Origin of the sequence: Streptomyces sp. NPDC002490, assembly GCF_040296045.1 — a bacterium.
Classification (GTDB): domain Bacteria; phylum Actinomycetota; class Actinomycetes; order Streptomycetales; family Streptomycetaceae; genus Streptomyces.
The window spans coordinates 100134-114669 of the sequence record NZ_JBEOWM010000017.1 but is presented as its reverse complement, the minus strand read 5'-3'; the positions used below and the strand labels follow the sequence as shown (position 1 = coordinate 114669).

Genomic DNA, 14536 nt, shown 5'->3' with positions numbered 1-14536 from the left:
GGCATCGCCTTCTTAGACTCAACAGCATCCACGATGGTTACGTCGGGAATACTGTGATCTATGTCTCCTGCATATGTCCATCTACCTGCGCAAGAGCCCGATATGGCGATCGGGGTTCAAGCGTAAGGATGTTGCGTGGGGTCTGTGAAGGGCCTCGGGGATAGTTACCGGAATGTCCTCGGCCACACTTCGTTCGTGGGCCGCGGGACAACGGTGGGCGCCTCTCCCTCGTGCCGCTGCGGCCTACGGTAGCGCCGAACGCCCGGAAACGGGTTCGCTTTGGCGAGGGAGGCCGGGATTCTCGCTCCGTGGGACGCCGGACGCCCGGTCCGGGGGGCGGAAACGGAACGAGCCGGACGTCGGCCCCGCCCGGCTCGGGCGGGGCCGACGTCCGGCTCGGGCGGTCAGGCGCGACCGGTGAGTTCGTAGCCCGCCTCGTCGACGGCGCCGCGCACGGCCTCGTCGTCCAGGTCGGCGGTGGAGACCACGGTGACCAGGCCGGTGGCGGCGACCGCCTTCACCGAGCTGACTCCGGGGAGTGCGGAGATCTCGGTGGAGACGGCGCCCTCGCAGTGGCCGCAGGTCATGCCCGTCACCTGGTAGACGGTGGTCACGGAGTCCTGGGTCTGGGCGCTCATGGCGTTCTCCTCGGGTGTCTCGGGCGTGCTCGGTGTGCGGGGCCGCGGCCGGACGGCGCGCGGGAAGTCGGGGGCGGGGTCCGTTTCCGACGCCCCGACACCACCGAAGATATACCCCTGGGGGGTATAAAGCAAAGGGTGGGGTGGTCATCCGCCCCGGCGGTTGCGCGGGCGCATCGCGGCCCAGGTCCGCACAGTGTCCGCGTACCAGTAGGGCGTGCTGTCCTGCACCACGTCGGGCGGGGGCATCAGCCCGTGCCTGCGGTACGAGCGGACGGTAGCGCGTTGGACGCGGATGTGGGCGGCGATGTGCTGGTACGACCAGAGGGTCGTGTCGGTGGTGCCGTTGGTGCCTGTGGCGTCGGTCACGGTCGGGCCTTCCGTCCGCGCCGCGGGGGTGGTGGGGGCCACCGTGGGGCCGGGCGCGCTGACGGTCACCCAGCCTGTGTCCGCGGGGCGACGGGGCGGGCGGCGATACGCGGGCTTGTGGGGAAGGTGTGACGCAAGTCGTGTGAATCCATGACATGCGCGGCCGGCGCGCCCCGCCCCGCGCCGGCTCACACCCCGCAGGACCGCAGGAACGACCGGGTGCGCCGGGCGATGGGCAGCGGGGCGTCCGGATCACAGGGGTACATGTCCTGCTCCACGACCGCGAACAGGTCCGCGTCCAGCGCGCGGGCCGCCGTCAGGACCGGCCCGAGGTCGGGCACCCCCGCGGGCGGCTCGCACATCACGCCCCGGGCCACGGCCGGCCCGAACGGCAAGCCCTCGGCCCGCACCCCGGCGAGGACCGCCGGGTCCACCTGCTTGAGGTGCAGATAGCCGATCCGCTCGCCGTGGGTCTCGATCAACCGCACGGCGTCGCCCCCGCAGTAGGCGTAGTGGCCGGTGTCCAGGCACAGCGAGACCAGTTCCGGATCGGTGCCGTCGAGCAGGCGGACGACGTTCTCCTCGGTGTCGACGTGGGTGTCGGCGTGCGGATGGACCACCAGGCGCAGCCCGAACCGCTCCCGCACCTCGCGCCCCAGCCACTCGCTCCGGGAGGTCAGCGCGCGCCACTGCGCCGCGGTGAGCGTCGGGTCCTCCAGCACCGCACCGGTCCGGTCGTCGCGCCAGAAGGAGGGGATGACCACCAGGTGCTCCGCGCCCGTCGCCCGGGCCAGTTCGGCGACCTCGGCGACCCGCTCCCGGGTGCGCTCCCAGGCGGCGTCCCCGTGGTGCAGCGGGGCGAAGACGGTGCCGGCGCTGATCCGCAGTCCCCGGCGCCCGGTCTCCTCGGCGAGCACCGCCGGGTCGGTGGGCAGGTAGCCGTACGGGCCCAACTCGATCCACTCGTAGCCGGCCGCGGCCACCTCGTCGAGGAAGCGGGGCCAGGGCACCTGCCGGGGGTCCTCGGCGAACCAGACGCCCCAGGAGTCGGGTGCCGAACCGATGCGGATGCGGGCGGGCGGGGCGGGCCGGGGCCCGGCCGGAGTCGTCATGCGGATCACCCTCCGGCCGGTCGAGAAGGGTGTCAAGGACTGGTCCGAATGTCCGGACAATGTGTTGACAGCGTTCCGCGGGGGCACTAGACGTGGACCCCACGACGCCGGAACGATCACCGGTGCACCGCCCGTGCACCGCACCACCGGCGCAGGCCCCCGGGGAAGGGACGCCCAGGTGACCGGCCCGCAGGACCGCACGCCGCAGGAGGACGCCCCCGCGCCCGGGGCCCGGTTCGAGGTCCTCACCATGGGGCGGATCGGCGTCGACCTCTACCCGCTCCAGACCGGAGTGCCCCTCGCCGAAGTGACGACCTTCGGCAAGTTCCTCGGCGGCTCGGCGACCAACGTCGCCGTCGCGGCGGCCCGGCTCGGCCGCACCAGCGCGGTCATCACCCGCACCGGGCCGGACGCCTTCGGCAGCTATCTGCACCGCGCCCTGCGCGCGTTCGGGGTGGACGACCGCTGGGTCACCCCCGTGGCGGGCGCCCAGACCCCCGTCACCTTCTGCGAGGTGTTCCCGCCGGACGACTTCCCGCTCCTCTTCTACCGCCGGCCCAAGGCCCCCGACCTGGTGATCCACCCGCACGAACTGGACCTCGACGCGGTCGCCGCCGCCCGGGTCTTCTGGATCACCGGGACCGGACTCAGCGAGGAGCCCAGCCGGACCGCGACCCTCGCCGCCCTCGCCCACCGCGCCCGGGCCGCCCAGCCGGACGCCGTCACCGTCTTCGACCTCGACTGGCGACCGACGTTCTGGACCGACCCGGCCCGCGCACGCCCGCACTACGCCCGCGCCCTCGCGCACGCCACCGTCGCGGTCGGCAACCTCGACGAGGTGGAGGTGGCCACCGGCGAACGCGACCCGTGGGCGGCGGCCGAGGCGCTGCTCGCGGCCGGGGTGCGGCTCGCCGTGGTGAAACGGGGACCCGCCGGGGTGCTGGCGCTCGCCGCGGACGGCGAACGCGTCGAGGTGCCGCCGCTGCCCGTCACCGTGCTCAACGGGCTGGGCGCGGGCGACGCCTTCGGCGGTGCGCTCTGCCACGGACTGCTGTCCGGCTGGGCACGGGAACGCACCCTGCGGTACGCCAACGCGGCCGGCGCGATCGTCGCCTCCCGGCTGGAGTGCTCCTCCGCGATGCCCGAACCGGGGGAGATCGAGGCGGCGCTCACCGCGGGCGAGGTGCGGTGACCCCGCCCCGGGCGTCCGCGGGCCGCCGAGGGGCCGGGCGTCCCCCGGCACCCGGCGGCTCCCGACCGCCCCGCGGGAGCGACGGCCGTCGGATGGGTAGGGGCACCCCATGAAGAACAGCCGCCACCACCTCCCCGACGGAATCGCCCGGCGCGACGCCTACGACCTCATGATCGAGCCGCGCCACGCCGGCTGGTCCTACGCCGGTCTGCGGGTGCTGAGCCTGGAACCGGACACCGCGCACACCCTGGTCACCGGGGACAGCGAATGGATCGTGCTCCCGCTGGAGGGCAGCTGCACGGTCCGGGTGGACCGCCGGGTGATGGAGCTCGTGGGCCGCCGGGACGTGTTCGAGGGGGTCAGCGACTTCGCGTACGTGCCCCGCGACGCCTACGTCGGCATCAGCTCCGGCACCGGCGGCCTCTTCGCCCTGGCGGGGGCGAAGTGCGAACGCCGGCTCCCCGCCCGCTACGGCCCCGCACCGGAGGTCCCCGTTGAAGCCCGCGGCAGCGGACTGACCGCCCGGGAGGTCCGGAACTTCGCCGCGGTCGACGCCTTCGACTGCGAACGGCTCATCGCGGTGGAGGTCGTCACCCCCGGCGGCAACTGGTCCTCGTACCCCCCGCACAAGCACGACGAACGGCTGCCGGGCCGGGAGAGCGAGCTGGAGGAGATCTACTACTTCCGCTGCCAGCCCTCCCGGGACGGGCTGCCCGGCTTCGGGTACCAGCGGGTCTCCCGCTCCCGGGACGACGGCACCGACCTGCTCGCCGAGGTCCGCAGCGGGGACGCGGTGCTGGTGCCCGACGGCTGGCACGGCCCGTCGGTCGCCGCCCCCGACCACCCGATGTACTACCTGAACGTGATGGCCGGCCCCCGGCGGGAGTGGCTGATCAGCTTCCACCCCGACCACCCGCAGGGCTACCGGTGAACTCCCGCCCCGCCGCCCCCCCCGAGGCACCGATGACCGGCACCACCACGCTCACCGTCGCCCAGGCGCTCGTCCGCTTCCTCACCGCCCAGCACACCGAACGCGACGGCGAACGCCACCGGCTCGTCGACGCCGTGTGGGGAATCTTCGGGCACGGCAACGTCGCCGGGATCGGCCAGGCGCTGCTGGAACAGGCCGAGGCCATGCCGTTCCACCAGGGCCGCAACGAACAGGCGATGGTGCACGCGGCGGTCGGCTACGCCCGCCAGTGCGGCCGGCTCCGCACCCACGCCGTCACCACCTCCATCGGCCCCGGCGCCACCAACCTGGTCACCGGTGCGGCCCTGGCCACCGTCAACCACCTGCCGGTGCTGCTGCTGCCCGGCGACACCTTCGCCACCCGCCCCGCCGACCCCGTCCTGCAACAGCTCGAAGTGCCCTGGGCGGGCGACGTGTCCGTCAACGACTGCCTGCGACCGGTCTCGCGCTACTTCGACCGGATCACCCGCCCGGAGGCCCTGGTCCCGGCGGCCCTCCAGGCCGTGCGGGTGCTCACCGACCCCGTCGCCACCGGGGCCGTCACCCTGGCGCTGCCGCAGGACGTGCAGGCCGAGGCGTACCCCTGGCCCGAGGAGTTCTTCCGCCCGCGGGTGTGGACGGTGCGCCGCCCGGCGCCCGACCCGGTCGAACTGGCCGCCGCCGTCGCCGCGGTCCGCGCCGCCCGCCGGCCCCTGGTCGTCGCCGGCGGCGGGGTGCGGCACAGCCGCGCCGAGGACGCGCTGCGCGCCTTCGCCGAGGCGACCGGCGCCCCCGTCGCCGCCACCCAGGCCGGCAAGGGAGCCCTGCCCTGGGACCACCCCGCCGACGTGGGCGGCATCGGACACACCGGCACGGCCACCGCCGACGCCCTGGCCCGCACCGCGGACCTGGTGATCGGCGTCGGCACCCGCTGGACCGACTTCACCACCGCCTCCGGCACCCTCTTCCCGCCCACCGCCCGCTTCCTCAACCTGAACATCGCCCCCTACGACGGCCACAAGATGGCCGGCCTGCCGCTGATCGCGGACGCCCGCGCCGGCTTGGAGGCCCTCACCCGGGCGCTCCACGCCCCGGGCCCCGGCCGCCGCCACGCCCCCGACCCGGCGTACGCGGCCGAGTACGCCGGCGCCAAGGCCGACTGGGAGGCGCGCGTGGACGCCGCCTACGCCGCCCCCGATCCCACCGCCCGCCCCACCCAGACCCAGGTCCTCGGCGCGCTCGACGCCCTGGTCACCGGCGAGGACGTCGTCATCAACGCCGCCGGCTCCCTCCCCGGCGACCTGCACAAGCTGTGGCGGACCCGCTCCCGCGACCAGTACCACCTGGAGTACGGCTACTCCTGCATGGGCTACGAGATCCCGGCCGCCCTCGGCGTCGCCCTGGCCGCCCCGGACCGGCCGGTGTGGGCGCTGGTCGGCGACGGCACCTATCTGATGCTGCCCACCGAACTCGTCACGGCGGTCCAGGAGGGCGTGCCCATCAAGGTGGTGATCCTCCAGAACCACGGCTACGCCTCCATCGGCGGACTTTCCGAGACCGTCGGCGGGGAGGGCTTCGGCACCGCCTACCGCCACCGCGCCGCCGACGGCACCTTCACCGGCGACCCGCTCCCCGTGGACCTCGCCGCCAACGCGGCCAGCCTCGGCATGCGGGTGCTGCGCGCCACCACCGTCGCCGAACTGCGCACCGCCCTCGCCACCGCCCGCGCCGCCGACGTCCCCACATGTGTCTACACGGAGACCCGAACACCCGACACTGTGTCGGGGGCGCCCCCCGCGCAGGCGTGGTGGGATGTGCCCGTGGCGGCCACCGCGACCCGGGCAGCCGCCCGCGCGGCCCGCATCGCGTACGAGCGGCGGGCCGCGACCCGGCACCGTCCGCTGTGATCCGGGCCGTCCGTCACCACGGCCGCCACGACGCGCGCACCGGACGGTGCCCACCCGCCCGGACCGGCCGCGAGAGCACACCAGAGCGAGGGAGAGCCACCCGACATGACCAAGACCGTCCACCACTGGATCGGCGGGAAGACCGTCGAAGGAACCTCGGACGCGCACGGGTCGGTCACCGACCCCGCCACCGGTGAGGTCACCGCCCGGGTCGCGTTCGCCACCGTCGACGAGGTGGACGCCGCGGTCGCCGCGGCCCGGGACGCCTTCGCCACCTGGGGCACGACCTCGCTCTCCCGGCGCACCGCGATCCTGTTCCGGTTCCGCGCCCTGCTCGACGCCCACCGCGACGAGATCGCCGAACTGATCACCGCCGAGCACGGCAAGGTCCACGCCGACGCCCTCGGCGAGGTCGCCCGGGGCATGGAGGTCGTCGAACTCGCCTGCGGGATCACCACCCAGCTCAAGGGCGAACTCTCCACCGAGGTCGCCGGCCGGGTGGACGTGGCCTCGATCCGGCAGCCGCTCGGCGTGGTCGTCGGCATCACCCCGTTCAACTTCCCCGGCATGGTGCCGCTGTGGATGTTCCCGCTCGCCGTGGCCTGCGGCAACACCTTCGTCCTCAAGCCCTCCGAGAAGGACCCCTCGGTCACGCTGCGGATCGCCGAACTCGCCGCCGAGGCCGGGCTGCCCGACGGCGTGTTCAACGTCGTCCAGGGTGACAAGGTGGCCGTGGACCGGCTGCTGGAGCACCCGGACGTGGCCGCCGTCTCCTTCGTCGGCTCCACCCCCATCGCCCGCTACGTCCACGCCACCGCCACCGCCCACGGCAAGCGGGTCCAGGCCCTCGGCGGCGCCAAGAACCACATGCTGGTGCTGCCGGACGCCGACCTCGACGCCGCCGCCGACGCGGCCGTCTCCGCCGCCTACGGCTCTGCCGGCGAACGCTGCATGGCCATCTCCGCGGTCGTCGCCGTGGGCGCGATCGGTGACGAACTCGTCGCCCGGATCAAGGAGCGCGCCGAGAAGATCACCATCGGCCCCGGCCACGACCCCGCCTCCGAGATGGGCCCGCTGATCACCGCCGCCCACCGCGACAAGGTCGCCTCCTACGTGAACGGGGCCGCCGCCCAGGGCGCCGAGGTCGTCCTCGACGGCACCGGCTTCACCGTCCCCGGCCACGAGGACGGCCACTGGATCGGCATCTCGCTGCTGGACCGGGTGTCCGTCACCTCGGACGCCTACCGCGAGGAGATCTTCGGCCCGGTGCTGTGCGTGCTGCGCGTCGACACCTACGAGGAGGGCATCGCCCTCATCAACGCCTCCCCCTACGGCAACGGCACCGCCGTCTTCACCCGCGACGGGGGCGCCGCCCGCCGCTTCCAACTGGAGGTCCAGGCCGGCATGGTCGGCGTCAACGTGCCGATCCCGGTCCCCGTGGGCTACCACTCCTTCGGCGGCTGGAAGGACTCCCTCTTCGGCGACCACCACATCTACGGCAACGACGGCGTCCACTTCTACACCCGCGGCAAGGTCGTCACCACCCGCTGGCCCGACCCCGCCGACGCCCCCGCCGGCGTCGACCTCGGCTTCCCCCGCAACCACTGAGCCGCCGGCGCCCCGGGCCGTACCGCACCCGCGGTACGGCCCGGGGCCCGCGTACTCCCCGGGGAGCGGCCCCGGTTCACCCCCCGGGCCGTCCGAACGGTGACGCCCTCCGCTTACGGTGGAGCGCATGGAATCCCGAACGCCCCGGCCACCCCGGCTGCGCCGCCCCCGGCGGACGCTCGCCGCCGTGGCCGGCGTCGCGCTGCTCGCCGCGGCCGGCACCTGGACGGCCGCCGCCGCAGACGACCCGCCCCCGGTGCACCGCACCGACCGCGTCCTCGACACCGGCGACGCCCGCATCGACACCGCGTACTTCACCGCCGGCGACGCCGGCCGCCGCCCCGCCGTCCTGCTCGGACACGGCTTCGGCGGCGACAAGGACGACGTCCGCGAACAGGCCGAGGACCTCGCCCGCGCCGGCTACGCGGTGCTGACCTGGTCCGCCCGGGGCTTCGGCGACTCCGACGGACGCATCGGGCTCAACGACCCGAAGGGCGAGGTCGCCGACGTCTCCCGGCTGATCGACTGGCTCGCCGAACGCCCCGAGGTCCGCCTCGACGGCGAGGGCGACCCGCGGGTCGGCATGTCCGGCGCCTCCTACGGCGGCGCGATCTCCCTGCTCACCGCCGGCCACGACGACCGGGTCGACGCCCTCGCGCCCCGGATCACCTACGGCAACCTCGCCGACGCCCTGTTCCCCGGCGGCGTGTTCAAGAAGACCTGGGCCGGACTGTTCGTCAACGCCGGCGGCGGCTGCCACCGCTTCGAACCCGAACTGTGCCGGATGTACGAGCGGATCGCCGAGCGCGGCGCCCCCGACGACGCGGCCCGCGCCCTGCTGGAGGCCCGCTCCCCGGCCGCCGTCGCCGACCGGATCACCGCGCCCGCCCTGCTCGTCCAGGGCCAGCACGACTCCCTGTTCACCCTCGACCAGACCGACGCCCTGGCCCGGCAGCTGCGCGCGGCCGGCGCCCCCGTCGCCGTCGACTGGACCCACGGCGGCCACGACGGCGGCGACCAGGAGGGCGACCGGGTCGAGGCCCGCATCACCCGCTGGTTCGACCGGCACCTCAAGGGCGACGAGGACGTCGACACCGGCCCCGCCTTCCGGGTCACCCGCACCGGCGGGCTCGACTCCACCAACGGCGCGGCCCAGCTCCGCGGCGCCGACGCGGACGCCTACCCCGGCCTGACCGGCAGCACCCGCGCCGTCGCCCTGACCGGCCGCCCGCAGACCTTCGCCAACCCGGCCGGCGCCAGCCCGCCCGCGGTCTCCGGACTCCCCGGCCTCGGCGCCGCCGGCGCGGGCGCGGGCCTCTCCCAGCTCTCCGCGCTCGGCCTCGGCATCTCCCTCGACTTCCCCGGCCAGTTCGCCCGCTTCGACTCGGCGCCGCTCACCGAGGACCTCCACGTCACCGGCACCCCCCGGGTCCGGGTCGAGGTCACCTCCACAGCCCCCGAAGCCGTGCTCTTCGCCAAGGTCTACGACGTCGGCCCGGACGGCACCCAGCAGGTGCTGCCCGCCCAACTCGTCGCCCCGCTGCGCGTCGACGGACTCGGCGAGGGCCGCAGCAAGGAGGTCACCCTCACCCTCCCCGCCATCGACCACGAGGTGCAGCGCGGCCACCGGCTCCGCCTCGCCGTGTCCTCCACCGACCTCGGCTACGCCTCCCCGACCGCCCCCGCCACGTACGGCGTCACCGTCCGCGGCGCCCTCGACGTGCCCACCGCCCCGAACGTCGACACCGCCGCCGCCCCGCTGCCGAGCTGGGTGTGGACGCTGCCGCTGGCCGCCGTGGTCGTCGCCGCCGGGCTGCTGCTGACCGGCCGCCGCCGGACCGGCCCCGTCGCCCCGGACCCCGACCTCGCGGAGGTCCCGCTCCAGATCACCGGCCTCAGCAAGCGGTACGCGGGCGCCACCGACCGGTACGCGGTCCGCGAGCTCTCCTTCCGGGTCGAGAAGGGCCAGGTCCTCGGACTCCTCGGCCCCAACGGTGCCGGCAAGACCACCACCCTGCGCATGCTCATGGGCCTCATCCGTCCCGACGCCGGCGAGATCCGGGTCTTCGGCCACCCCATCCGCCCCGGCGCACCCGTGCTGTCCCGGGTCGGCGCCTTCGTCGAGGGCGCCGGCTTCCTGCCGCACCTCACCGGCCGCGAGAACCTGGACCTCTACTGGCGGGCCACCGGCCGCCCCGCCGCCGACGCCCACCTCGACGAGGCCCTGGAGATCGCCGGCCTCGGCGACGCCCTCGCCCGCGCGGTGCGCACCTACTCCCAGGGCATGCGGCAACGACTCGCGCTCGCCCAGGCCATGCTCGGCCTGCCGGACCTGCTGATCCTCGACGAACCCACCAACGGACTCGACCCGCCACAGATCCGCGAGATGCGCGAGGTGATGATCCGCTACGCCGCCGCCGGCCGCACCGTGATCGTCTCCAGCCACCTCCTCTCCGAAGTCGAACAGTCCTGCACCCACCTGGTCGTCATGGACCGCGGTCAACTGGTCCAGGCCGGGCCCGTCGACGAGATCGTCGGCTCCGGCGACGCCCTGCACGTGGGCCTGGCCGGCGAGGTCCCCGACCCCCTGGTCGAGAAGATCGCCGCCCTCCCCGGCGTCGCCTCCGCCGTGCGCACCGACGACGGACTCCTGGTCCGACTCGCCGAAGCCGGCCCCGACACCTCCCGCACCCTCCTCGCCGACCTGGTGCGCCTGGAGGTCCCCGTCACCTCCCTGGGCCCGCACCGCCGACTGGAAGACGCCTTCCTCACCCTGATCGGAGGCCCGCAGTGACCGCCACCGAGAACCCCCCGGTGGAGCAGCCGCAGACCACGGCCCGGCCCGTCCCCGCCACCGAGTCGGCCCCCGGCTACCGGGCCGGCGCCACCCTGCCGCTCCGCGTCGAACTCGTCCGCCAACTGCGTCGCCGCCGCACCCTGGTCATGGGCGCCGTCCTCGGACTGCTCCCGTTCGTGCTCGCCGCGGCCTTCGCCATCGGCGGCGACCCCGCCGAACGGGAGGGCGCCGCCGAGCGGATCTCCCTCATGGACACCGCCACCGCGTCCGGCGCCAACTTCGCCGCCACCTGCCTGTTCGTGTCCGCGGGCTTCCTGCTGGTGATCCCCGTCGCCCTGTTCTGCGGCGACACCGTCGCCTCCGAGGCGAGCTGGTCGTCCCTGCGCTACCTGCTCGCCGCACCCGTGCCCCGGGCCCGGCTGCTGTGGTCCAAGCTCACCGTCGCCCTCGGCATGAGCCTCGCGGCGATCGTGCTGCTGCCCGTCGTCGGCCTCCTGGTCGGCACCGTCCTCTACGGCTGGGGCCCGCTGCACATCCCCACCGGCGGCACCCTCGACGCAGGCACCGCGGCCGGGCGCCTGGTCGTCGTCATCGGGTACGTCTTCGTCTCCCAACTGGTCACCGCCGGGCTGGCGTTCTGGCTCTCCACCCGTACCGACGCCCCGCTCGGCGCGGTCGGCGGCGCGGTCGGGCTCACCATCGTCGGCAACGTCCTCGACGCGGTCACCGCCCTCGGCGACTGGCGCGACTTCCTCCCCGCCCACTGGCAGTTCGCCTGGGCCGACGCCGTCCAACCCCGCCCCGAATGGGGCGGCATGATCCAGGGCGCGTCCGTCTCCCTCGCCTACGCGATCGTCCTGTTCGCCCTGGCCTTCCGCGGCTTTGGGCGCAAGGACATCGTGTCGTAGCCGCACCCCGGGTCCGTCGTCCGTGCCGCCTCCGGCGCGCACGACGGGCCCGGCACGGGCGCTCACCCCGTGCAGACGCTGCGCAGGCCGCGGAGCAGGCTCACGGTGTGCAGCCGGTCCAATTCCCGTGCGTACGCCTGCCCCGCCGCCGACACGGAGACGGAGAACGGGCAGGACGCCGCCGCCCGCTCCCGCTGCGACGCCTTCAACGCGTCCAGCAGCCGCGTGGTGATCCGGTCCAACACCGGCCGCACCTCCCGGGTCAGGTCCGGCCGCCCGCTCGGCCGCTCCTCGGGGTGGGCGTCCCACCGGGCGAACAACGCCCGCTGCACCTTCTTCCCCGCCTCCATCTGGTCCCGGAACACCGCGGCCGCGTGCACCGGGTCCAGCCCCATCGCCGCCGCCCGCCTCGTCACGTCCTCCAGGACCTGCCGCTCCCGCACCGGGTCCTCGATCGGCAGCACCGTCCCGTACTTGGCCGCGGCCACCACGTCGGCCACCAACAGCCGCTCCACCAACAGCGCGGTGACCGCGTCGACCGGCCGCACCACCCCGCCCCGCCCGGACACCGCGGCCGGAGTGGAAGCCGCCGCCTCCACCACGGACGCCTGCCCCTGCCGGGCGGCGACGGGCAACGGCGCGAGCGCGAGCAACGCCAGCGAACCGGCGACGGCGGTGAGGGCGACGGTACGGGGACGGGGAACGCACAAAGCGAGGGTTCTGTTCATATGACCTGTGTAGCAGGAGAGTTGACACGAGCGCAGGAGTACCGCACCACCGTGTTTACCGGGACGGAACGGGACGTTCGGTGAGATCCGGGTGTCCGAAGGTGGCGCCGGAGCCGGCGACGGGCAGTTCCGCCCCTACCGCAGGTACGTGCGCCGCCAGTCCGCCGAGGACATGGTCTGCGCCGCGTCGGCCAGGGCGATCGCGGAATCCGTCTTCAGCTTGGCGCGGGTGCTGTCGACCCATTCCCGGGCGTTGCCGTACCCCTGCTCCAGGTATTCGAGGCCCTGGATCATGCACTCCAAGCGGTCGGCATCGTGCGCGACCAGGACCTCCAGGGAGTCGCCGTTCTCGTACTCGTCCACCACCGCCTGGATGCCGGCCGCCACCGCCGGGAACGCGTCGGCCACCTGGTCCCGGGTGACGTCCTCGTTCCGCGTCGCCGTCAGATAGCGCCGCCCGATCCACGGGATGTCGCCCACCCGGGTCTCCTGGGTGTCGTGGAACGTGCACAGCAACGCCACTCTGGCCGGGTCCGCGCCCTCCATCATCGCCAGCACCGCGCCGATGACCGCCGCCCGGAACGAGTGCTCGGCGATCGTCTCCGGGTCCTTGACCCCCGCGATCCACCAACCCGTCCGCTTGCCCCGCTTCAACGCGCCCATCTCCATCAGATAGCCGACGGTGCCCTGGGCGTGGTCGACAGACATGGTGAACGTCCCTCCCGAGTCAGCTGTTCATCTTCAGTCCGTAGTGCAGGGCGTCGAGTTCGCGGCGGGACCGGGCGGAGACCGTCCCCCCGTCCAACAGCCGGGCGACCCGCCCGGCGAGGTCGCGCCGCAGGGCGGGGTCGACGGACAGCAGCCCGGGCCGGGCCGCCAACAGGGCCCACACCGAATGCACGTTGAGGTCGATGCACCCCAGGTCCGGAGCCAACCGGTCCACCAACCTCCGCAGCAGTGCACCCCCGTCCCACGCCATACAGGACCCCATGAACGAGTCGTCCCCCCGGGGCAGCCGGTCCAACCCGAACCAGTAGGCCCAGTAGTTCAGGTTCGCCTGCTCACCGGCGTCGTCGGCCAACTCCCGTTCCACGAAACGCTGCAAGGGCTCCCGGTCGCCGTACCGGGTCAGTGAGGTCGCCAGCGAGCGGGCGTCCGCACGGCTCCAGGAGGTGCGGTGCGCCACCCTCGCCTGGCGGGACCGCACGTCGGCGATCCACGCCCGGGTGTCCGGCGCGGTGTCGTAGCCGCACAGGTACAGCGCCTGGCGTCGGAGCAGCGCCCCGTTCTCACCGGCCCGGTGGGCGACCTCCGCGTAGCGGCGCAGCCGGTCGAAGAACGCGCTCCGCTCCGCCGCACCGAGCAGCGGGCCGTCCGGGGTGGGTCCCCGCCGCTGCGGGGTGTCCGCGGTGGGGGCGGGCAGCGCCGCCGGGGGAGTTCCGGTCAGCGCCCACGCGATCATGTGCGTGGAGGTGCGGCTGAACACCAGGGTCGCCAGCGGATGCGTCGCACAGTCGGTGGAGGCCCCGCCGTGCAGGGTGCGGCCGAGCACCGCGTCCGCGTCCATCGCCACGTCGAAGAGCGCCAGCAGGGCCGGGTCGGCCCCGTAGCGCAGCAGGGTCCGCTGCACGGAACGGAAGTTCGCGGTCGACACCGAGGCCAGCGGACGGCGCCCGGACTCCCACCCCTGGACGGTCGTGTGGTCGACCCCGAGGGCTTCGGCCAAGCCCTGCTGCGTCAGCCCCGCCCGCTCCCTCGTGATCTTGAAGAGGTGGCCCGTGACGCTCCCCTCCCGGGCTCTGCCCGGGGAACGCTGACCGCCGATCAGCGTTCCCGACGACTGCCATGTGTCCGGAGTCATGTGCTCGGCTCCTGCTCCTGCCGACGGCGCCCAACTCGTACTGGGTGTCAGTGTTCTCGGGTCGGGAACGGCCGTAGTTTCTTGTACCGGGCCGCTGAGCCATCCGGGGCTCAGGGAGTGTCGACCCTAGGCGCCGATTCCTTCCCGACGCAGACGGAGTGCGCACCCGGGCCGCTTACGAGTGACAGATACAAGGGAATCCTCATGAGCCACCGAGCAGGGCAGTACGTTGTCGACGGCAGAACCGGTGCCGCCGGCACGGGAGTGCACACCCGGGGACCTTGCGTGCCGCCCCGCCCTCCCGGGGGCGGCGCCGAGCGGGACTCCCCTCCCGGCGTCGCCCGCCCCGCCACGCCAGGGGCGCACTCCGCGGCGGGTCGCGCCGCGCCGAGTCGTCGCGGGGCAGGCGCCGCGCGGTCGTGACCCCGCTGCACCGGCGCATCCTGGCCCGCTGCGACCTCGCCGGC

At 74.3% G+C, this 14536-nt stretch carries 12 protein-coding genes; 6 read left to right on the top strand and 6 right to left on the bottom strand.

Going from position 1 to position 14536, the window contains the following annotated elements; translation table 11 throughout:
- Positions 1-404 precede the first annotated feature (404 nt).
- From ABT092_RS13735 to ABT092_RS13725, 3 genes are all read right to left on the bottom strand, one after another.
- Positions 405-638: a heavy-metal-associated domain-containing protein gene (locus ABT092_RS13735; protein ID WP_351243272.1), complete on the bottom strand. Its 234-nt coding sequence runs from the start codon at positions 636-638 to the stop codon at positions 405-407.
- Between the two features lie 147 nt (positions 639-785).
- The gene (locus ABT092_RS13730) at positions 786-1007 is read right to left on the bottom strand and encodes a MarR family transcriptional regulator (RefSeq protein WP_351243270.1); all 222 of its coding nucleotides are present in this window, start codon (positions 1005-1007) and stop codon (positions 786-788) included.
- A 188-nt stretch (positions 1008-1195) separates the two neighbouring features.
- Positions 1196-2119, bottom strand: coding sequence for a sugar phosphate isomerase/epimerase family protein (locus tag ABT092_RS13725; RefSeq protein ID WP_351243268.1), 924 nt, complete (start codon positions 2117-2119; stop codon positions 1196-1198).
- Between the two features lie 178 nt (positions 2120-2297).
- Between ABT092_RS13725 and iolC the strand changes: the two genes are divergently transcribed.
- From iolC to ABT092_RS13695, 6 genes are all read left to right on the top strand, one after another.
- On the top strand, positions 2298-3311 hold the full coding sequence (iolC, locus tag ABT092_RS13720; protein ID WP_351243266.1) for a 5-dehydro-2-deoxygluconokinase: 1014 nt from the start codon (positions 2298-2300) through the stop codon (positions 3309-3311).
- Positions 3312-3420: 109 nt separating this feature from the next.
- The gene (iolB, locus tag ABT092_RS13715) at positions 3421-4242 is read left to right on the top strand and encodes a 5-deoxy-glucuronate isomerase (protein WP_351243264.1); all 822 of its coding nucleotides are present in this window, start codon (positions 3421-3423) and stop codon (positions 4240-4242) included.
- Between the two features lie 32 nt (positions 4243-4274).
- On the top strand, positions 4275-6167 hold the full coding sequence (iolD, locus tag ABT092_RS13710) for a 3D-(3,5/4)-trihydroxycyclohexane-1,2-dione acylhydrolase (decyclizing) (protein WP_351243262.1): 1893 nt from the start codon (positions 4275-4277) through the stop codon (positions 6165-6167).
- Between the two features lie 105 nt (positions 6168-6272).
- Entirely contained in the window at positions 6273-7775 is a 1503-nt protein-coding gene (locus ABT092_RS13705) for a CoA-acylating methylmalonate-semialdehyde dehydrogenase (RefSeq protein ID WP_351243260.1), read from the top strand.
- Positions 7776-7902: 127 nt separating this feature from the next.
- On the top strand, positions 7903-10569 hold the full coding sequence (locus tag ABT092_RS13700) for an alpha/beta fold hydrolase (RefSeq protein WP_351243258.1): 2667 nt from the start codon (positions 7903-7905) through the stop codon (positions 10567-10569).
- Positions 10566-11480 (top strand): ABC transporter permease, encoded by a 915-nt coding sequence (locus ABT092_RS13695; protein ID WP_445401148.1) that lies wholly within the window; start codon positions 10566-10568, stop codon positions 11478-11480. The genes ABT092_RS13700 and ABT092_RS13695 overlap by 4 nt, the downstream gene beginning before the upstream one ends.
- A gap of 62 nt (positions 11481-11542) precedes the next feature.
- On the opposite strand, the gene aroQ is transcribed toward ABT092_RS13695, so the two are convergent.
- The 3 genes from aroQ to ABT092_RS13680 all read right to left on the bottom strand — a co-directional run bounded on the left by aroQ (position 11543) and on the right by ABT092_RS13680 (position 14069).
- Positions 11543-12208, bottom strand: a complete 666-nt coding sequence (gene aroQ, locus ABT092_RS13690; RefSeq protein WP_351243256.1) for a gamma subclass chorismate mutase AroQ — start codon at positions 12206-12208, stop codon at positions 11543-11545.
- 135 nt (positions 12209-12343) lie between these two features.
- The gene (locus ABT092_RS13685; RefSeq protein WP_351243254.1) at positions 12344-12916 is read right to left on the bottom strand and encodes an HD domain-containing protein; all 573 of its coding nucleotides are present in this window, start codon (positions 12914-12916) and stop codon (positions 12344-12346) included.
- Positions 12917-12935: 19 nt separating this feature from the next.
- On the bottom strand, positions 12936-14069 hold the full coding sequence (locus ABT092_RS13680; RefSeq protein ID WP_351243252.1) for a helix-turn-helix domain-containing protein: 1134 nt from the start codon (positions 14067-14069) through the stop codon (positions 12936-12938).
- Positions 14070-14536 lie beyond the last annotated feature (467 nt).

Coding starts and splice junctions, on each gene's coding strand:
- ABT092_RS13680 (WP_351243252.1), bottom strand. CDS start 14,069: ATGACTCCGGACACATGGCAGTCGTCGGGAACGCTGATCGGCGGTCAG.
- ABT092_RS13735 (WP_351243272.1), bottom strand. CDS start 638: ATGAGCGCCCAGACCCAGGACTCCGTGACCACCGTCTACCAGGTGACG.
- ABT092_RS13705 (WP_351243260.1), top strand. CDS start 6,273: ATGACCAAGACCGTCCACCACTGGATCGGCGGGAAGACCGTCGAAGGA.
- ABT092_RS13700 (WP_351243258.1), top strand. CDS start 7,903: ATGGAATCCCGAACGCCCCGGCCACCCCGGCTGCGCCGCCCCCGGCGG.
- ABT092_RS13725 (WP_351243268.1), bottom strand. CDS start 2,119: ATGACGACTCCGGCCGGGCCCCGGCCCGCCCCGCCCGCCCGCATCCGC.
- iolD (WP_351243262.1), top strand. CDS start 4,275: ATGACCGGCACCACCACGCTCACCGTCGCCCAGGCGCTCGTCCGCTTC.
- ABT092_RS13685 (WP_351243254.1), bottom strand. CDS start 12,916: ATGTCTGTCGACCACGCCCAGGGCACCGTCGGCTATCTGATGGAGATG.
- aroQ (WP_351243256.1), bottom strand. CDS start 12,208: ATGAACAGAACCCTCGCTTTGTGCGTTCCCCGTCCCCGTACCGTCGCC.
- iolB (WP_351243264.1), top strand. CDS start 3,421: ATGAAGAACAGCCGCCACCACCTCCCCGACGGAATCGCCCGGCGCGAC.